Raw genomic sequence first — 18,885 nt, 5'->3', positions numbered from 1 at the left:
CCGTCGCGGCCGAGCTCAACAGCCGCCCACGCAAAACGCTCGGCTGGGAAACCCCAGCCGAGCGTCTCGCTAAGCTTCTGGCCACAGCCAGTTGATCACTGTGTTGCTACGACCCCTCGAATTCGCCTTTCCCTCCTGGGGGCCTTACGTATGGCCGGAGGCCAGGTGCTGCGTCGGCTGCGGGCCGTCCGTGGCTGGTCGCGCAGTTCCCCGCGCCCCTTACGGGGCGCAGGGAACTCACGTCCGCTCAGACGGCGGCAGCCGTGTCCGCCTCGCGCTGGGTCGGGATTTCGGAGGCGCGAGCCTCCATGCGGGCGCGCCGGGCGTCGGCCTCGGCGGCGAGCGCCAGCGCCGCCGCGTTGAAGCGGACCAGCGACGGCGGGTCGGACGGGCCGAGCAGCTGGACCTTGAGCTCCGCGCGGGCCTCGGCGAGGCCGTCCAGGCGGGGGTCGCGGACGGCCGCGAGCAGCCCGGCGACCTCGCCGGCCTCCGGCGTGAGGATCGTCGCCGCGCTGACCGTCGGGAAGTTCGTGCGGAACTCCTCCTCGGTCATGCCGCTGGTGTTGGCGACGGCGTACGGCTTCTCGCTGATCAGGTAGTCCGAGACGACGCTCGACACGTCGCTGATCAGCACGTCCGCCTCGTTGAAGCAGCTGAAGAGCGCCGGGCGGGCGGTGGTGATGATCTGGTGCTCCCAGTCCGGCAGGGAGGCCCAGTAGGCGGCTTCCCAGGCGGCGGTGGCGGCCTCGACGGTCGCGGCGCGGCCCGCCTCGGGCGTGCCCTGGAGCATCATCCGCTCGATCTCGTCCGCGCTGTCGCGGAACGTGCTCGTCGTCAGGCGGTCCAGCTCGGCCGTGCGGCGCTCCAGCTCGGCGGCCGCCTCCGGGCCCGGGCGGGCGCCGGTGCGGGCCGCGGCGGCCTCGCGGATCATGGCCTGGATGCGCTCGTTGGCGCGGCCCGCGCGCGGGTCGACGGAGCCGGTCATCGGGTGCGGCTTGTAGAGCAGGCGGACCTTGGGGTCGGCGAGGAGCGCGCGGACGACGTTCTCGCCGGCGAGCATCACCGAGGTGTTGCCGGGGTTGCCGTCCCAGCCCTCCCACGTCGGGGCGTACAGGACGGTGGTGAACTCGCGCGACGGCGCGCCCGCGTACGGGCGGATCGGGGCCAGCTGCGGCCGGCCGACCTCGACCACGTCGCGGTCGTCGACGCCGATGTCGGCGAGCTGGTAGCGCTCGCGGGCGGCGGGGCCGGCGACCCAGATCTCGTCGTACGCCTTGGAGTACGGGTTGCAGCTGGAGAGCTTGTCGCTCTCGCCGTGGTTGATGAAGGCGTGCTTGATCGACGGCATCCGCAGGACCTGCGAGGTCTTACCGGAGTTCGCCGGGTGGATCATCATCTTCAGCGAGGACTTCTCCAGGGCCATCAGGTGGACGACCTTGGGGATGCAGATGACCGGCACGTCGGTGGCCTCGATCTTCTGCACCATGAAGCGCTCGCGGAGCACGATCACGGGGTTGCCGTCGAGCGCGGCGAGCGTGGAGAGCCACATGTTGGCCTGGTAGGCCGAGGTGGTGCCGCCGGAGAAGTACATGCCCGTGGTCGGCTGGTAGTCGGCCAGCCAGCGGTCGAGCCACTCCAGGGCGCGCTGCTCGTCCGCGATGCGCTTCTTGGGCCGCAGCCAGCCAGCCAGGTGGACGGTGCCGCCCGCGGCCAGCAGGAGGGCCACGGCGATGCCGAGCATGCCCCACAGGGGCTTCTCCGTGCCGGCGGTGACCAGCATGCCCCCGGTGGCCGGGATCGCGAAGCGCAGCAGCCGGCGGCCGTGCTGGCGGGCCAGCAGGCGCGGCGGGGCGGCGGTCAGGCGCAGGCCGGAGGTGTCGATGTTGCGGGTCACGAAGGGCAGCGTGCGGCTGCGCCGGACCAGGATCGCGGTGGCCTGGCAGGCGAGGTGCGCGGCGTAGAAGAGCACGAGCCCCACGAAGAGGGGGGCGTACCCGCGCAGCGAGCCGTCGCCCTGGATGCGCAGCAGCCCGAGCAGGACGAGCATGTCGCGCAGCAGCTGCCGGACCATGACGTCGAAGCGGACCTTGCCGAGGACGGCGACGAGACCGGGGTCACGGTGCTGGAGGTAGAGATCGAGGGCGAGCCCCGCCGCGGAGGCGGCGATCAGCAGCGGCACGTTGGGCAGCAGCGCGCCGACGAGCTGCGTGGCGAAGAACACCAGCATCGCGAGCAGCGCCGCGGCCTGGACGGCGCGTCGGGAGGCTGTTCCGGCAGAAGGCACTGGGAGGGCTCCTGGCAGGCGGACGAGAGGGGGACTGATGGGGGTGGGGGGACCGTGCCTGGGCAACGGTCGACTACCGACCGTATGACGCGGGCTGGTCCAGGAGCAATCTTCCGTGACGGCAATCATCGCAAAACAGGGCCGAACGACCACAATCTCAGGCGGTAGATTTGCGGGCCTGAGGCAGCCCGGCAGAGGCGGGCGACCGTCGAATCACCTGAGGTGTGTGCAGTGACTGGGGCAGGGGAGCAGCAAGGGGTCCGTGCGGCGGCGGTGGCGGCCGCGCGCAGGATCGTGGTCAAGGTGGGGTCCTCCTCGCTCACCACCGCGGGCGGGGGGCTGGACGCCGACCGCGTTGACGCGCTCGTCGACACGCTCGCCAAGGCCGGCGGCGAGAAGGAGATCGTGCTGGTCTCCTCCGGCGCCATCGCGGCCGGGCTGGCCCCGCTGGGCCTCGACCGGCGCCCGCGCGACCTGGCCCGCCAGCAGGCCGCCGCCAGCGTCGGCCAGGGCCTCCTCGTGGCCCGCTACACCGCGTCGTTCGCCCGTTACGGACGGCGCGTGGGCCAGGTGCTGCTCACCACGGACGACACCAGCCGCCGCGCGCACTACCGCAACGCCCGCCGGACGCTGGACCAGCTGCTGGCCATGGGCGCGGTCCCGGTCGTCAACGAGAACGACACGGTGGCCACGGACGAGATCCGCTTCGGCGACAACGACCGGCTGGCCGCCCTCGTGGCCCACCTCGTACGGGCGGACCTGCTGGTGCTCCTCTCCGACGTGGACGGCCTCTACGACGGCGACCCGTCCACGCCGGGCACCTCGCGGATCGACGAGGTCACCGGGCCGGGGGACCTGGAGGGCATCTCGATCGGCAGCGCGGGCAAGGCCGGCGTCGGCACGGGCGGCATGGTCACCAAGGTCGACGCCGCGGGCATCGCGGCCGCCGCCGGCATCCCGGTCGTCCTCACCTCCGCCAGCCAGGCGGCGGACGCCCTCGCCGGCCGCCCCACCGGCACCTTCTTCCACCGCACCGGGCGCCGCTCCGCCGACCGCCTGCTGTGGCTCGCGCACGCCTCCACGCCCCGCGGCGCGCTGACCCTCGACGACGGTGCCGTGCGGGCCGTGGTCGACGGCACGGGCTCGCTGCTGCCGGCCGGCATCGCCGGGGTCGAGGGCGAATTCAGCGCGGGCGACCCCGTCGAGCTGCGCGACACCGAGGGCCGGGCCGTGGCGCGCGGGCTCGTGGCCTTCGACGCGGGCGAGATCCCGCAGCTGCTCGGCCGCTCCACCCGCGACCTGGCCCGCGAGCTCGGGCCGGAGTACGAGCGCGAGGTCGTCCACCGCGACGACCTGGTCGTGCTGCGCCGCTGACGGGCGTCACCCACGGCGACACAGCGGTGACGGATCCGGCGCCACGGCGCGGCCGAACAGTGCGGTAAGTCCAGCCTTTCCATGGGGCCTTTCTGCAAAAACCCCACGCGACCGCCCGCAGACTGGTCAACTTTGATGCGAGAGCGACGACCAGCACCACCGCTCCGCCGTACGCACGCGGAGCAGCGAGCAAGGAGGCCGCCGGTGAGACGAGGGCGCCCAGGGGCGCTGCCCCGCGCTGGAGGCACGCCCCCAGCCACGGCTGCGGGCTCCTCCGCCCAGGGCCGCGGGGTCGTGGGGGAGCCGCGCGCACTGACGAGCGTCGCGGGCGGGGGCGAAGCCGTGGAAGTGTCCCGGCTGTGGCACATCACGCTCAGCGTCTCGGGCGCGGAGGCGCCGCTCGCGGAGGTGCGCCGCGCGCTCGAACAGCTCGCCCACGACCACCCCTTCCTGCTGACCAGCCGCTACGCGCGCGACCACGCCGAGATCCGGTACTGGGAGGAGGCGCGCGACCTGCACGACGCCGCGGCGGTCGCGCTGCGGCTGTGGGGCGAGCACCGCTCGACGGCCCGGCTGCCCCCGTGGGAGATCGTCGGCCTGGAGGTCATCGACCGGGAGACGTACCACCAGCGCATCGCCGAGGGCTACGGCCCCCTGCCGGCGACGCCGGTCGGGGTGCATCCGTTCTGACCGGAAGCCTGTCCGCTGGGCGGATCCCCGGTGAAGATCCGCCCCGTACGCCGTAGGCTTCGCCGCATGAGCAGCGTTTTCCCCTCCCCCCTCGCCGACCCGATGCCGCAGTCGCCCGTGCTGCGCGCCGCCTACCGCGCCCGTGCCGCCGCCGCGGAGCTCGCGCCACTGCCGCGCTCGGTGAAGGACGAGGCGCTGCTGGCCGTCGCCGACGCCCTGGAGGTGCGGACGAAGGAGATCGTCGAGGCCAACGCCGAGGACGTCGCCAAGGCCCGCGCCTCCGGGACGAGCGAGAGCGTCGTCGACCGCCTGACCCTCACCCCGGAGCGGGTGCGGGCCATCGCCAAGGACGTCCGCGACGTGGTGGCCCTGCCCGACCCCGTCGGCGAGGTCGTCCGCGGCTCCACCCTTCCCAACGGCATCGACCTGCGGCAGGTCCGCGTGCCGCTCGGCGTCGTCGGGATCATCTACGAGGCCCGGCCCAACGTGACGGTCGACGCGGCCGCGCTGTGCCTGAAGTCCGGCAACGCGGTCCTGCTGCGCGGCTCGTCCTCCGCGTACGCCTCCAACACCGCGCTCGTGCGCGTCATCCGCGACGCCGTGGGCGGGGCCGGCCTGCCGGCGGACGCCGTGCAGCTGGTGCCGGGCGAGAGCCGCGAGTCGGTGCGCGAGCTGATGCGCGCCCGCGGCATGGTCGACGTGCTGATCCCGCGCGGCGGCGCCTCCCTGATCCGTACGGTCGTGGAGGAGTCGACGGTCCCGGTCATCGAGACGGGCACCGGCAACTGCCACGTGTACGTCGACGCGCAGGCCGACCTGGACATGGCGGTGGACATCCTCGTCAACTCCAAGGCGCAGCGCGTGAGCGTGTGCAACGCCGCCGAGACGCTGCTCGTGCACCAGGACATCGCCGCGGAGTTCCTGCCGAAGGCGCTCGCCGCCCTGGCGAAGGCCGGCGTGACGGTGCACGGCTGCGAGCGCGTCCTCGCGCTGGCCGAGGGCAGCCCGGCCACGGTCGTGCCGGCGACCGTCGAGGACTGGGAGACCGAGTACCTCTCGTACGACATCGCCGCGGCCGTCGTGGAGGACCTGGACGCCGCCGTCCGCCACATCCGGCTGTGGTCCTCCGGCCACACCGAGGCCATCGTGACCACCTCGCAGGCCGCCGCCCGCCGCTTCACCCAGCTCGTGGACTCGACGACCGTCGCGGTCAACGCCTCGACGCGGTTCACGGACGGCAGCCAGTTCGGCTTCGGCGCCGAGATCGGCATCTCCACGCAGAAGCTGCACGCGCGCGGCCCGATGGGCCTGCCCGAGCTGACGTCGACGAAGTACATCGTCACGGGCGACGGCCACGTGCGCGGCAACGGCCTCCCGGCGAGCTGAGCGAGCCGAATTCCCCTGCGGGCTGAGCGGATTGACCGGCTCCGGGGCTACGCTGGACGGGTGCCGGACGACGTGGGGGGCCAGCCGTTCCCGGACGGCGAGGAGCCCGACAGCTACCGCAGCGGGGACGATCGGGACGACCCCTTCGCCTCCGTGGTCTTCGACGAGGAGTTCGTGCGGTCCGCGAGGATCCACGAGCCCTCAGCGGTCGAGCGGATGCTCGCCGCGGGCCGGGCACGCGCCGAAAGCGAGACGTCACAGTCCGCGTCGCCGCGCTCCCGGTCCGGCGGCGGCCCCGCCGACGATGATCCCGACGCCTACGAGGACGGCTTCGGCGGCGCCCTGCCCGGGTACCACCCGGGCCGTGCGGGCGCCTGGCCCGCCCTCACCCACGATCTGGACCCGGACGACGCCTACGGGCCCTACGGCCGCCACGGCGGCCCCCGGCGGCCCTACCGGGGCCACGCCCGCTGGCACCGTCCGGTGGCCTGGGTGCTCGCGGTGGTGATGGGCATAGGCGTGGTGGCCCTCGCCTTCGCCGCCGTCTACCGCAGCGCCTCCTCGGGCAACCGGCCGAGCGGCGATCCCCCACCCGCGACCACGGGCGTGGACGCCCCGGCGGGCGCCCGGCCCGGCCCGCTGCCCTCCGTATCAGCGGATTCCGAGCCTCCGGTGGCCTCGGCGGCGCCCCGCCGCTGACCGGAGCCGCCGGAGGCCAGGGGCTCACCCGTCGCAACCGCTGTGACCTGCACGAATATGCATGGCCCCGGCAGTTTTGCCCGCATCGGGATTTCTTCGGAACTTGTCGTGTACCACGGCGTTTACCGAAGGCCCGGCGGACCTACTCTTGATATATGGACGGGCCTGGAGACCCACCTGAGGGCACGCCCGAGGGTGTCCCGGCAGGTGGGGACGACGAGTACCGATCCGTCGTCTTCGACGAATCGTTCGTCCGCGCTGCCCGCCTCCAGGAGCTCTCCGCCAGCGAGCGCATGGGCGACCACGCGCTCGCCGTGCGCAACCGGCACGTGTGGTCCCGGGTCAGCACCTCCCGGCAGGTCCTCGTCCTGGTGATCCTCATAGCCCTGGCCTTCGGCACGGCTGTCTACATGGGATTGCGCCATCCCTACAAGGACCCCGTCGTGCCCTCCGCCGAGCCGATGCGCGCCATGCTCGTGCCGCTCGCCCCCAAGGACCCGGTGCCCGGCGGCAGCGCGCAGGAGCTTTTCGACCGCAGCCCCGCCGCGCAGTTCCGGCTCGGCGCCGAAGGCGTGAACCTGCCCTCCGCGCGCAGCACCCAGCACTTCTCCGAGAGCCAGGTGATGGCGGCCCTCGCCGCCGCCAAGGAGTACACGGTCAAGTCGGCCCTCGACCCGGCCGTGCTCACCGGAGGCTCCCAGCGGACCGTCCGGCTGCTGCTGGACCCCGCCCAACTCGACCAGTTCGACCGCAGCTTCGACCGGCCCGCGAACGACGGGCGGCACGCGGCCACGGCCTGGCTCGTGCGCTTCGACCCGGGGCAGGTCGCCCTCGTGGACACGCCCGTACGGACGCGGGGCGTCTTCCGCGTCTCCGAGACCGGGCCGGCGACGCTGGAGGTCTCCGCCGACCACACCTTCGTCTACGCCCTCCGCCCGGCGACCGGCCCGCAGGACGCGTCGCTGTTCACCGTGCGGCGTGAGATGCGGTTCCGGTTCGACCGGGACGGGCTCCAGGAGCACCACCTGATCGTGGTGCAGAGCTACGTGCAGGCCGGGCCGCAGTCCTGCTCGGCGGACGACGAGGCCTACCTACGCCCGCTCCTGGCCGGCCGGAAACCGGACGGATCCGTACGGGTCACGGACCCGTACAGCACGGACCCGGCAACGGGGGCGGTGTGCGGGGCGCTGGGGCGCTAGGCGTTCCGCCGGACGCGGGGTTCGCCATGGTCCGGCACCGCCGGATGCCGCCGTAGTGGCTGAGCGCCGCGGCGGCGGAAAAGATTGCCGGGCCCGGCAGCGTTCTCGCCGCCGCGACGGCGCTCAGCGCCCGACGAGCGTTCCGGCGGTGCCGGACGGCCCTTAGCCCTTCCCGTCGCCCTCCGAGGGCCCCTCGGAGGCGTTCTCGGGCTTTCCGGGGTCCTTCGGGGAACCGTTCCCGGGAGTCCCCGGGCGGCCCGTGAACGCGTCGCGGAGGCGGCCGCCGATGTCGCCCGCGCCGCCGGCGATGTCCCGTACCAGCCCCATCAGGGGATCCTTGCTGGCCCGTACAGACTCCGCGTAGTGGTTCGCCGACTCCCGGAAGGAGTCGGTCACCGACGCGTCCTTGTCCTCCTCGCGCCGCGGGTAGTGCCCGTCCATGATCCGCTGGAATTCCCGGCTCTCCGCCCACTTCTTCAGCTCCGCGGCCCGCACGGTCGTGAACGGATGGCTGCGCGGCAGCACGTTCATGATCTTGAGGACGGAGTCGCGCAGGTCCCCGCCCGCCTCGTACTCCTCGGCCTGCGCGAGGAACGCGTCCACGTTCATCTCGTGCAGGTGGTTGCCGCCCGCGATCTTCATCAGGCCGCGCATCGAGGCCCGGACGTCCTGGCCGACCAGCAGGCCGGCCCGGTCCGCGGACAGCTCCGACTTGCGGAACCACTCCCGCAGTGCCGTCACGATCGCCATGATCGCGACGTTGCCCAGCGGGATCCAGGCGACCTTGACGGCGAAGTTCGTGAGGAACAGCAGGATCGTGCGGTAGACGGCGTGCCCGGAGAGGGCGTGCCCCACCTCGTGGCCGACGACGGCCCGCATCTCCTCCTCGTCGAGCAGCTCGACCAGGCCGGTGGTGACGACGATGACGGGCTCGTCCAGGCCGATGCACATGGCGTTGGGCTGCGGGTCCTGCGTGACGTACATCGGCGGGACCTTCGCCAGGTCCAGGACGTAGCAGGCGTCCAGCAGCATCGTGTGCAGGTGCTGGAACTGCTGTTCACCCACGCGCACCGAGTCCGACAGGAACAGCAGGCGCAGGCTGCGCTCGGGCAGCAGCCCGCTCAGCGCCTTGAAGACCGTGTCGAAGCCGCTCAGCTTGCGCAGCGCGACGAGCGCGGAGCGGTCCGCCGGGTGCTCGTAGGCGCGGGACGAGATGCCCGGGAAGCGCCTGCGCTGCCGGCCGGGCAGCCGCTCCCCGTGCGCGTGGCCGTTGCTGCTGCCGTTGCTGCTGTCACTCATCGAGACCCCCTCGGCGGCGTATGCACCTTCGGACCCCACCCTAGGCGCTGCCACCGGCAGGGCTACCGTGGAGGCATGTCCCCTCTGCATGCATTCGCCGCCCAGCCCGGCGTCACCGAGCTCCTGGCCGTCTCCAAGGACGACACGGGGCCGGGCCCGGTCATCCGTACGGTGCTCATCGTCGGCGTGGTCGGGATCGTCTTCCTGGCCTGGTTCCTGCTGCGCGGCTACAAGAAGGACTGAAGGACTGACGGAGGCGGGAAAAAGGGGGAAGAGGGGCCGACGCCGCGTCACAAGGCGTGGAGTCGGCGTGAGCCCGCCCGGGGCCCCCGCATACGATGTGGCAGAAGTCTCTGCCCGCTACCGTCCCGGATAGGTCCTGCCGACGATGACTGCCTTCGCCTCAGCGCACACCGCCCTCGCCACCCTCGCCTCCGAGGGCGAGCACGTCGACACGCACCCGAGCATCAGCCCCTTCATGACCGGCGGCGCCGCCCTGGTCATCCTGCTGCTCCTGCTGTGGGTCACCACCCGCTTCAACCGCGACCGCTGAGCGAGCGGGTCGGCGAGCGGGTCCCTGAGGGTCCGGCCTCCGGCCGCGCCCAGTAGGGTCTGCACGCATGGGAGAGCAGACAGGGCCCGTGAAGCGGCGGCTCGGCGTGATGGGCGGGACCTTCGACCCGATCCACCACGGCCACCTGGTCGCCGCGAGCGAGGTGGCCGCGCGTTTCCACCTGGACGAGGTGGTCTTCGTACCGACGGGACAGCCGTGGCAGAAGAGCCACCGCGAGGTGTCGCCGGCGGAGGACCGCTATCTGATGACGGTGATCGCCACGGCGTCCAACCCGCAGTTCTCGGTCAGCCGGATCGACATCGACCGCGGCGGACCGACGTACACCACGGACACGCTCCGTGAGCTGGCCGCGCTCAACGACGACTCGGACCTGTTCTTCATCACGGGCGCCGACGCGCTGTCCCAGATCCTCACCTGGCGGGACACGGAGGAGCTGTTCTCCCTGGCCCACTTCATCGGCGTGACCCGGCCCGGCCACATACTGACCAACCCCGGGCTGCCGGAGGGCGGCGTCTCCCTCGTCGAGGTGCCGGCCCTCGCGATCTCCTCCTCGGACTGCCGGGCGCGCGTGGCGCAGGGCGACCCGGTCTGGTATCTGGTCCCCGACGGTGTCGTGCGCTACATCAACAAGCGCAAGCTCTACCGGCACTGAGTCACGGATCCGAGGGGTACCGAGGGGAACCGGGTGAACGACCGACAGGACCCGTACGCACATCAGCCGCAGGTGTACGGCTACGACGCCTACGGGCAGCCGGTGTACCACCCGAACGCGCCCGAGCGGGTCTACGACCCGTACGGTCAGCCGGTGCAGCAGCACTCCTTCGCCCCTCAGGAGCCCGGGCACGGGGGTGGCGCCTACGGCGGGTACGACGCTGCGGGCGGCTATGACCCGTACGGCATGCCCCCTCAGCAGCAGCCCCCTCAGCAGCAGACCCAGCAGGAGTGGATCCCGCGGCAGGCGGGCCCGCCGTACACCGAGGCGCCCGGCGCCCGGGAGCCGGAGGCACCGGCCCCCGGGGCGCAGCCCCACGAGGCCGGGCCTCAGGAGCCGCGGGCCCGCCGGCGGACGCCCGGCGAGGTGCCCGATTCCCCCGCCGCAGCCGGCTACCAGACCGAGCAGTTCTCGTTCATCGAGGAGCCCGACGAGGACTCCGAGGACGTCATCGACTGGCTCAAGTTCAGCGAGAGCCGCACCGAGCGGCGCGACGAGCGCAAGCGCAAGGGCCGCAACCGCGTCGTGGCGCTCGCCGTGGTGCTCGTCCTCGCGCTGGGCGGTGCGGCCGCCTACCTGTTCCTGGGCGGCTCGGACGGCAAGAAGGGCGCGGCCGCGGCCGGCGCCGGGCAGAAGCGCGACGTGATCGTCGTCCACCTGCGGCAGACGCGCGGCGGCGGCTCCTCCACGGCGCTGCTGGTCGACAACGAGACCACCGGCAAGGGCACCACGGTCCTGCTGCCGAACACCCTGGCCGTCGCCAAGGACGGCGGTGCGGGTTCCACGACGCTCGGCAAGTCCGTCCAGGACGACGGCACCGGCGCGACCCGGGACGCCCTGAACACGCTGCTGGGCTCCGACATCAAGGGCAGCTGGCGGCTGGACACGCCCTACCTGGAGAACCTGGTGGAGCTCGTCGGCGGGATCGAGGCCGACACGGACACGGACGTCCCCGGCGAGAAGCAGGGCGACGGCCCGGTCGTCCGGCGCGGCACCGCGCGGAGCCTGAGCGGCCGCATGGCGGTGGCCTACGCCACGTACCGGGGCCCCGGCGAGGACGAGGGCAAGCAGCTCACGCGGTTCGGGCAGGTCATGCAGGCGGTGCTGAAGAAGATGCCGGCCGACGGCGCCTCGGCGACGCGCACCGTGGAGTCGCTGGCCCAGATCCCCGACCCGTCGCTGTCCACCGAGCAGCTGGGCGCCTCCCTGGCCCACCTCGCGGCGCTGGCCAAGAAGGGCTCGTACGCCACCGCCGTGCTCCCCGTGCAGCAGGACGGCACCCTCGGCGAGAAGGCCACGGGCGGGCTCGTCAAGGACGTCCTGGGCGGCACCGTGCGCAACACCGACCCGAACGCGGCGCCCCGGGTGAGCGTGAAGAACGCCACAGGCGGCAAGGGCGCGGCGACCTCCGCGCAGATCACCCTGGTCAACAGCGGCTACAGCGTGATCGACGGCGGCACGGCGAGCGGGGCGGAGACAGCCTCGGCGGTGCTCTACGCGGACGAGAAGCGGGCGGCGCAGGCGAGGGAGGTCGCCAAGACCCTGGGGCTGCCGGCGGGCGCCGTGAAGCGGGCCGAGGAGGCCGGGGCGGCCGACGTCACCGTGGTCCTGGGCAAGGACTACAAGGGCTGAGTGCGGTGGAGCGCGGCGGCGGGGCGGTCGGGTAACGCGACGGCGGGGCGGTCACGCACGGTGGCCGCCGAAATGCCCAGGAGGGCCGCCGGTGGGTCGTGAGACCCTTGATGGGTACCTGACCCCCTTCGACCGAAAGCATGGCTTGTGACCGCCACGGACCGCTCCATCGAGCTCATCAAGGCCGCCTCCCAGGCGGCCGCCGACAAGCTCGCGCACGACATCATCGCGTACGACGTCAGCGACGTACTGTCGATCACCGACGCCTTCCTGCTGGCCTCGGCCCCCAACGACCGCCAGGTCAAGTCGATCGTCGACGAGATCGAGGAGCGCCTCCTCAAGGAGCTCGGCGCCAAGCCGGTGCGCCGCGAGGGCGACCGCGACGCCCGCTGGGTGCTGCTGGACTACGTCGACATCGTCGTCCACGTGCAGCACAGCGAGGAGCGCGTCTACTACGCCCTGGAGCGGCTGTGGAAGGACTGCCCGGAGATCGAGCTGCCCGCCGACGCCGCCGCCACCCGCGGCAAGGGCGAGGAGCACGCCCGTGCCCAGGCCGCAGAGGGCGGCGAGGGCTTCGACGACGCGGGCCGGTGAGCTGAGCTGACCAGTGCCAAGAGCGGCGGGCGCGGCCGCCGCATCGTCCTGTGGCGGCACGGCCAGACCGCCTGGAACCTGGAGCGCCGCTTCCAGGGCTCGACGGACATCGAGCTGACCGGGACCGGCGTGGCGCAGGCGCGCCGGGCCGCCCGGCTGCTGGCCGGGCTCCGGCCGGACGCGATCATCGCCTCGGACCTCCAGCGGGCCGCGGCCACGGCCGCGGAGCTCGCCGCGGTCACCGGCCTGCCGGTCAGCCACCACTCCGAGCTGCGCGAGACGTACGCGGGCGTGTGGCAGGGCCTCACGCACGACGAGATCATCGCGCGCCACGGCGAGGAGTACGCGGCGTGGAAGCGCGGCGAGCCGGTCCGGCGCGGCGGCGGCGAGCTGGAGACCGAGGTGGCCGACCGGGCCGCCCCGGTCGTCCTGGAGCAGGCCGGGAAGCTGCCCGAGGACGGCACGCTCGTCGTCGTCAGCCACGGCGGGACCATCCGCACCACCATCGGCCGGCTGCTCCAGCTGGAGTCCCGGTCGTGGGAGGCGCTGGGCGGCCTCACCAACTGCTGCTGGTCCGTCCTGGGCGAGGGCGCGCGCGGCTGGCGCCTGCTGGAGCACAACGCCGGAACGCTCCCCGAGCCGGTCCTCGGCGACGACGACTGAGCGCCCCGGGGCGCCCCGGGGGCCCGGATTTCACATCGGGGCAGGTGGCAGGCTAAAGTTCTTCTTGTTCGCGGGGAACGCCGGGGGAAACACCGGAAGACCTGAGAACAGCGGGGCTATAGCTCAGTTGGTAGAGCGCCTGCATGGCATGCAGGAGGTCAGGAGTTCAATTCTCCTTAGCTCCACAGTTCGAAACGATCCCGTCTCCGGCACCGGAGACGGGATCGTTTGCTTTACCGGCACATTCCCGTGGCAGAATCCGGCTGTCGGGAGCGGAGGACGGGCCGAAGGGGAGGGAACGGCTGACCCATGGGTGCTCACAGCCGGAAGTGCGACTGGTGCGGCAGCGGCACGCCGATCGTCCGAGACATGGAACCGCTCAACTCGGCCTACCAGTACTGGTGCGTGGAGTGCGCACGGGCGCTGATCATAAAAGGCGACCCCATCGAGACCTACCGCGAGCTGGAAGGCGAGCCGATCTACGGCCGGCTGCTGGACGAGCACTGCGCTCTGAAACGCTTCTACTCCTTCGCCACGGCCTGAGCCGCGCGCGCCCCCCACACGCACACGCAGCCCGGGCAACCTCCCCGGGTGACGGGCGCGTCCTGAGGGGTGAAGCTGCCGCCGGGAACGGCCGGTGGCACGGGGGAAGCATGCGGAGGACACCGCGTGACCGAAACAGTCGTCAGCCCGGCCGGCGCCGAAGAAGGCTCCGGAGAGGGCTCCGAAGCGCCCGTAGCCGAACTCACACCCTTCCTCGACACCCTGCGCGTCCCGCCGGTGCTCCGGCCCGGCCGGACCGAAGCGCTCCACGGCATCGAGATCGAACAGACCGCCACCTGGGTCCGGCTGCACTCACAGCTGCCGCCCACCCTCGTATGGGCCTACGAGGGCCACGTCCCGGGGCCGACGATCGAGGTGCGGCGCGGCCGCCGCCTGCGCGTCACCTGGAGCAACCGCCTCACCGGGCCCCACCCGGTGACCGCCGTGGAGGCCGCGCAGACGCCCGGTGCCCCGGCGCCCGACACGCTGCCCGGCCGCGGCGGGGCAGCACCGCTGGCCGACGTCGCCGCGCTGCCGCCCTGGACGGTCACCCACCTGCACGGCGCGGTCACCGGCGGCGGCAACGACGGCTGGTCCGAGAACGCCGTCGCGCCCGGCGACAGCCAGCTCTCCGAATATCCCAACGACCACCGCGCGGCCGCCTGGTGGTACCACGACCACGCCATGGACATCACCCGGTGGAACGTCTTCGCGGGCCTGGCGGGGATGTACCTCGTCCGGGACGCCGAGGAGGACGCCCTGCACCTGCCCTCGGGCAGGCACGAGATCCCGCTGGTCGTCCAGGACCGCAACCTCGACACCGACCCGGACGGCAAGCTGTCCGGCCGGCTCCTCCACAAGACCGTCATCGTCGGCAAGGACGCGCAGGGGAAGAACGTCACCCGGTCCTTCAACGGCCCGTACACCCTTGTCAACGGCGTCATCTGGCCGCACCTGGACGTGGCGGCGCGGTGGTACCGCTTCCGGCTGCTCAACGCCTCCAACGCCCGCACCTACGCCCTCCGGCTGGTCGACGCGGAGACCGGCGCTCCGGTGCGGGGCGCGGCCTGGCAGATCGGCACGGACGGCGGGCTGCTGCCGCGCCCCCTGCCGCTGGACGGGCCGCTGTCCGCGGCCCCCGCCGAGCGGATGGACCTGCTGGTCGACTTCGGCCTGCTCCGGGGCCGCCGCGTCCGGCTGGTCAACGAGGACCCGGGGGCCGTCCACCCGCAGGTCATGGAGTTCCGGGTGGCCGACGAGGAGGTTGACGACCGGTTCGTGCTGCCGCCGGTGATCTCCAGCTCCTTCGAGCGGATCACCCATGACACGGCGCCCGCGCACGAGCACCGGCTGATCGCTCTGCTTCCGCCCGGCACGGCCGGCAACGCCCACCCGGGCCTGTGGGAGATGCAGCGGGCCGAGCCCGGTGAGGTGCAGGTCCCGGGCGAGGGCGTGATCCAGGTCAAGGGCGCGGACGGCAAGCTGCGCACGTACCGCAGGGGCGCGCAGACCTTCGACGACGCGCTGGGCTTCATGGTCACCTACGACGGCTGGGAGCAGTGGAGCTTCCTCAACCTGGGCGGCCCCACGCACCCCATGCACATCCACCTGATCGACTTTCAGGTGCTGAGCCGGGACCTCTATCCGGCGGGCCCGGGGAGCCCGTTCGACACGGCCCTGGGCGGCACGCGGTCGCCGCTGGAGTACGGGGGAGCGGCGCCCGTGGCGGACGGCGACGCGGGCTGGAAGGACGTGATCCAGGTGCCCGCCGGGCAGATGGTGAACGTGATCGGCCGCTTCCACGGAGCGCGCGGCCGGTTCATGTACCACTGCCACCTGCTGGAGCACGAGGACATGGGGATGATGCGTCCGTTCGTGGTGATGCCGGGAGAGGTGCTGAAGTTCCATCACGGCGAGCACGCGGGCCACGGCCACGGCGGTCACCCGGGTCACTCCGGCTGACGCTCCCGCGGGTGCCCGCGGCCCGCAGGGCGGCCAGGGCGAGGAAGGCCGCCCCGGCCGCCGGGTAGCCGGCGTCGAGCAGCATCTGGCCGCCGCTCTGGTGGAGTTCGGGCCGGAGCTCCGGGCTGTGCGGGATCCGCCACAGCGCGTACGAGCAGAACAGCGCGGCGGCCGCCGCGGTCCCCGCCCACCGGGCGGGGCTGCGGCGGCCGGCCGCCTCGCGGACGAGCAGCAGCCCGGCGGGCACGCACCACACCCAGTGGTGCGACCAGGAGACGGGGCTGACGAGCAGCGCGGTGGCCGCGCAGGCCAGGGCGCCCCAGGCGGCGCCGCGCGGCCCGGTGAGCCGGGTCCGTACGGCCGCCGTCAGGCCGAGGACGGCGACGGCCGCCGCCGCTGCCGTCCACCACGGGCCGGGGTCGCCGGTGTGCAGCAGCCGGGCGAGGACGCCGCGCAGCGACTGGTTGGCGGTGTCCTCGGCGTTGCCCACGCGGTCGATGGCGAAGACGGCGCCGGTCCAGAAGCGGAGCGAGTCGTGCGGCAGGGCCAGCGCGGCGAGCGCCGCCGTGCCGCCGAAGGCTGCGGTGGCGACGGCCGCGCGGCGCAGCCACGGCCCGCCGGCCGTCCGGCGGGCCAGGCCGGTGGCCGCGAGGTGGACGACGAACAGGGCGGGGGTGAGCTTGATGCCCGTCGCCAGACCGGTGCCGAAGCCCGCCCAGCGGTGCCCGGCCGGCCGCGTCAGGTCCCACAGCACCAGGACGACGACGAGGAGGTTGATCTGCCCGTTGCGCAGGGTCTGCCACACGGGCTCGCACCAGACGCCCAGCGCGGCGACGGTGAGCGTCACGGCGGCCCGCGGGCGGCCGTCCACGAGCCGTACGGAGAGGTGGGCGAGGGCGAGCAGCAGGCCGAGGTTGGCGAGCTCGGTGAGGACGCGCAGTGCGGTCGTGCCGGGCAGGGTGAGGGCGGTGAACAGGAGCGCCGCGAAGGGCGGGTAGGTGGCGGGCAGGCCGCGGTGCGCGGCGCGCATCGCGTAGAGGTCGCCGCCGGTGCGGACGGTCCAGCCTTCGGCGCGGTAGACGAGGAGGTCGACGGAGTCGGCGTGGGAGGCCCGCTGGGCGAGGAGGAAGAGACAGAAGGAGACCAGACAGCCCGCGGCGGCGGCCAGGGTGCTGCGGCCGGGGCGGCCGAGGCGGCCGGGCCAGGCTGTCACGAGGAGCGCTCCGGGTTCCACGGGCGACAAATCGGGCGAATAGGGGGCGATGTTATCCCATTCGCCCGGTGTGCCCGTACTGCCGGACAGCCGATTTGGCAGGTGGCGGGGGTGTCCGTGTAATGTTGTCGATGTCGCCGGGGGAAACCGCAGAGGGAAACCCGGTGGCAAACATCGCAAGGGGCTATAGCTCAGTTGGTAGAGCGCCTGCATGGCATGCAGGAGGTCAGGAGTTCAATTCTCCTTAGCTCCACAGGAAATAAGCGGGTCGTCCGGAAACGGACGGCCCGCTTTTTCGTTCCCGCGCCGGTTTCGTTCCCGCGCCGGTGGTGACGGGTGCCGGTCTCTAGTGCCGCCCCTCCTTGTCGAGCCTCAGGGCCAGCGCCGGGCAGCGGCGCACGGCCCGCTGCGCACGGCCCCGCAGGTGGTCCGGCACCCCCGCGTCCGCGAGCGAGGGGTAGCCGTCCGGCCCGATCCGTACGAGCTGGGGCAGCAGGCCCGCGCACAGCCCGTGCCCCTCGCACAGCGTCCAGTCCACCGCCAGCCGCTCCACGCGCCGCGGGCCGGGCGGGCCGCCGCCGTCCGCAGGGGCGTCCGGGCCCGCGGCCGAGGGCAGCGGCAGCACCCCGGCCGTGGGGCGCCCGCAGCCGCCGTGCAGGACGTGCGCCGCCAGGTCGTCGGTGAAGGCCGACAGCGCGCTCAGGACGAACCGCGCCGCACCGTCCGGGTGCCCGCACGCCCCGCGCCCCCGCACCGCCCCGGCCGCCTCCCGCACGCGCTCCAGGGCGCCCTGGCCGGCGCCCGCCGCCACGTCCGCGAGCGCCCCGGCGAGCGCGGGCAGCCCGGAGCGGCACGGCCCGCACTGCCCGGCCGACTCGGCGGCCAGCCAGTGCGCGGCCCGTACGGTCTCGCCCAGCGGGCAGGTGTCCGCCGGCAGCGCCAGCACGGCACCCACCCCGAGGACCCCGCCGCAGTCCGCGAGGCCCCCGTGCGAGACCCGGGCCCGGGCCGCCGTCGCCGCGTCCAGCCACGCGCCGTGGCAGCCGCCCGTCAGCACCCCCTGCGGGCCGGGACCGGCGCCGCACACCTTCAGCACGTACGCGAGCGGCACCCCGCCCGGCACCTCCACGACCTGCGGCTCGGGCACCGCGCCCGAGACGGTCAGCAGCAGGGTGCCCGGCTGGCCCGGGGCGCCCGTGGCCGCGTAGCCCTCGGCGCCCAGGCGGGCGGCCAGGGCGAGTTGGGCGAACGTCTCCGCGTTGGACAGCAGCGTCGGCGCGCCGCCCAGGCCCTCGCGCGAGGCCCGGTCGTGCCGCCCGGGCGGCAGCGGGAGCCCGCCGTCAGCGGCCCGCAGCAGCGCCGAGGACTCGCCCGACACCAGCCGCTCGGGCAGCCGCACCACGCGGGCGCGCACGGACAGGGCCCGCCGGCCGCCGGCGAGCCCCCGCTCGGCCAGGGCCTCCCGCACCGAGGCCTCGGCCGCCGCCCGGGTCACCCCGACGACCACCGAGCCCGCACCGAGGGCCGCCGCCGTCAGCAGGGCCCCGTCCAGCACCAGGTGCGGGGCCCGCGCGAGCAGCACCGCGTCCTTGCGGCTCGTCGGGTCGCCCTCGCAGCCGTTGACCACCACGGCGGGGCGCGCGCCGCGCCGCTGCGCCGCCCGCCCCACCGCTTGCAGCTTGCGCGCGAACGGGAAGCCCGCGCCGCCCCGGCCGCGCAGCGCGACCGCCTCCGCCAGGGCCGTCAGCTGCGCCTCGGTGTGCTGGGGCAGCGAGCCGTGCGCCGACAGGTGGGCGCTGCGGTCCAGGCGGGCCGCGCGGTCCAGCCCGGCCAGCAGGCGCGGGCGGCCGAGGGCGAGGACCGCCGGCTGTTCGGGGAGCGCGGGGCTCACCGGGCCCGGCCCGGAGCGGCGGCGTCACCAGTGGGGTCGGGGGATGCGGGCAGGTGGGGGAGGTCCATGGCACGGCACCGTAGGGAGCCCACCGGCGGCGTGCGGTCCGCTTCGCGCAACCCCGGTGCGAGGGGCCTCACCACTGCTAACGTCGGGTCTTTTGCGATCGC

At 73.6% G+C, this 18,885-nt stretch carries 16 protein-coding genes, 2 tRNA genes and 1 pseudogene; 15 read left to right on the top strand and 4 right to left on the bottom strand.

The window, feature by feature from the left end:
- Positions 1-247: 247 nt before the first annotated feature.
- Entirely contained in the window at positions 248-2,284 is a 2,037-nt protein-coding gene (locus tag D7231_RS09995) for a hypothetical protein (RefSeq protein WP_120754570.1), read from the bottom strand.
- A gap of 273 nt (positions 2,285-2,557) precedes the next feature.
- Here D7231_RS09995 and proB point away from each other — a divergent pair, with 273 nt between their 5' ends.
- The 5 genes from proB to D7231_RS09970 all read left to right on the top strand — a co-directional run bounded on the left by proB (position 2,558) and on the right by D7231_RS09970 (position 7,632).
- Positions 2,558-3,658 carry a glutamate 5-kinase gene (gene proB / locus D7231_RS09990; RefSeq protein ID WP_120754569.1) on the top strand — a complete coding sequence of 367 codons (1,101 nt, stop codon included), beginning with the start codon at positions 2,558-2,560 and terminating at the stop codon, positions 3,656-3,658.
- A gap of 294 nt (positions 3,659-3,952) precedes the next feature.
- On the top strand, positions 3,953-4,348 hold the full coding sequence (locus D7231_RS09985) for a hypothetical protein (RefSeq protein WP_422396694.1): 396 nt from the start codon (positions 3,953-3,955) through the stop codon (positions 4,346-4,348).
- Between the two features lie 66 nt (positions 4,349-4,414).
- Positions 4,415-5,734: a glutamate-5-semialdehyde dehydrogenase gene (locus tag D7231_RS09980; RefSeq protein WP_120754567.1), complete on the top strand. Its 1,320-nt coding sequence runs from the start codon at positions 4,415-4,417 to the stop codon at positions 5,732-5,734.
- Between the two features lie 60 nt (positions 5,735-5,794).
- Complete coding sequence (locus D7231_RS09975) at positions 5,795-6,433, top strand: SCO2584 family spore wall biosynthesis protein (RefSeq protein ID WP_120754566.1); 639 nt, start codon at positions 5,795-5,797, stop codon at positions 6,431-6,433.
- 155 nt (positions 6,434-6,588) lie between these two features.
- Positions 6,589-7,632, top strand: a complete 1,044-nt coding sequence (locus D7231_RS09970) for an SCO2583 family membrane protein (RefSeq protein WP_120754565.1) — start codon at positions 6,589-6,591, stop codon at positions 7,630-7,632.
- Positions 7,633-7,794: 162 nt separating this feature from the next.
- Here the strand turns inward: D7231_RS09970 and D7231_RS09965 are convergent, their stop codons facing one another.
- The gene (locus D7231_RS09965; protein WP_120754564.1) at positions 7,795-8,931 is read right to left on the bottom strand and encodes a M48 family metallopeptidase; all 1,137 of its coding nucleotides are present in this window, start codon (positions 8,929-8,931) and stop codon (positions 7,795-7,797) included.
- A gap of 75 nt (positions 8,932-9,006) precedes the next feature.
- Between D7231_RS09965 and D7231_RS36985 the strand changes: the two genes are divergently transcribed.
- The 9 genes from D7231_RS36985 to phsA all read left to right on the top strand — a co-directional run bounded on the left by D7231_RS36985 (position 9,007) and on the right by phsA (position 15,611).
- Positions 9,007-9,174 carry a hypothetical protein gene (locus tag D7231_RS36985; protein ID WP_194962305.1) on the top strand — a complete coding sequence of 56 codons (168 nt, stop codon included), beginning with the start codon at positions 9,007-9,009 and terminating at the stop codon, positions 9,172-9,174.
- A gap of 145 nt (positions 9,175-9,319) precedes the next feature.
- On the top strand, positions 9,320-9,484 hold the full coding sequence (locus D7231_RS36980; protein ID WP_189383120.1) for a hypothetical protein: 165 nt from the start codon (positions 9,320-9,322) through the stop codon (positions 9,482-9,484).
- Positions 9,485-9,551: 67 nt separating this feature from the next.
- Positions 9,552-10,157 (top strand): nicotinate-nucleotide adenylyltransferase, encoded by a 606-nt coding sequence (gene nadD / locus D7231_RS09960; protein ID WP_030366514.1) that lies wholly within the window; start codon positions 9,552-9,554, stop codon positions 10,155-10,157.
- A gap of 33 nt (positions 10,158-10,190) precedes the next feature.
- Positions 10,191-11,849, top strand: coding sequence for an LCP family protein (locus tag D7231_RS09955; RefSeq protein ID WP_120754563.1), 1,659 nt, complete (start codon positions 10,191-10,193; stop codon positions 11,847-11,849).
- A 147-nt stretch (positions 11,850-11,996) separates the two neighbouring features.
- Complete coding sequence (gene rsfS / locus D7231_RS09950; RefSeq protein ID WP_120754562.1) at positions 11,997-12,443, top strand: ribosome silencing factor; 447 nt, start codon at positions 11,997-11,999, stop codon at positions 12,441-12,443.
- A 6-nt stretch (positions 12,444-12,449) separates the two neighbouring features.
- Positions 12,450-13,106, top strand: a complete 657-nt coding sequence (locus tag D7231_RS09945; protein WP_120754561.1) for a histidine phosphatase family protein — start codon at positions 12,450-12,452, stop codon at positions 13,104-13,106.
- 112 nt (positions 13,107-13,218) lie between these two features.
- A tRNA-Ala gene (locus D7231_RS09940) sits at positions 13,219-13,291 on the top strand.
- A 124-nt stretch (positions 13,292-13,415) separates the two neighbouring features.
- Positions 13,416-13,649 carry a hypothetical protein gene (locus D7231_RS09935; protein WP_030366518.1) on the top strand — a complete coding sequence of 78 codons (234 nt, stop codon included), beginning with the start codon at positions 13,416-13,418 and terminating at the stop codon, positions 13,647-13,649.
- Between the two features lie 126 nt (positions 13,650-13,775).
- Complete coding sequence (gene phsA / locus D7231_RS09930) at positions 13,776-15,611, top strand: O-aminophenol oxidase PhsA (protein ID WP_120754560.1); 1,836 nt, start codon at positions 13,776-13,778, stop codon at positions 15,609-15,611.
- Here phsA and D7231_RS09925 read toward each other — a convergent pair.
- Positions 15,601-16,824 (bottom strand): annotated as a pseudogene (locus D7231_RS09925) (glycosyltransferase 87 family protein); the annotation flags it as partial. The gene phsA and the pseudogene D7231_RS09925 overlap by 11 nt on opposite strands.
- Positions 16,825-17,004: 180 nt before the next feature.
- On the opposite strand from D7231_RS09925, the gene D7231_RS09920 reads away from it, so the two are divergent.
- A tRNA-Ala gene (locus D7231_RS09920) sits at positions 17,005-17,077 on the top strand.
- 93 nt (positions 17,078-17,170) lie between these two features.
- Here D7231_RS09920 and D7231_RS09915 read toward each other — a convergent pair.
- The gene (locus D7231_RS09915) at positions 17,171-18,715 is read right to left on the bottom strand and encodes an NADH-quinone oxidoreductase subunit NuoF family protein (protein WP_120754559.1); all 1,545 of its coding nucleotides are present in this window, start codon (positions 18,713-18,715) and stop codon (positions 17,171-17,173) included.
- Between the last annotated feature and the right edge of the window lie 170 nt (positions 18,716-18,885).

Source organism: Streptomyces klenkii (assembly GCF_003626645.1).
Lineage (GTDB): Bacteria > Actinomycetota > Actinomycetes > Streptomycetales > Streptomycetaceae > Streptomyces > Streptomyces klenkii.
The sequence above is the reverse complement of the archived record's forward strand: the minus strand, read 5'-3'. Positions and strand labels throughout refer to the sequence as shown.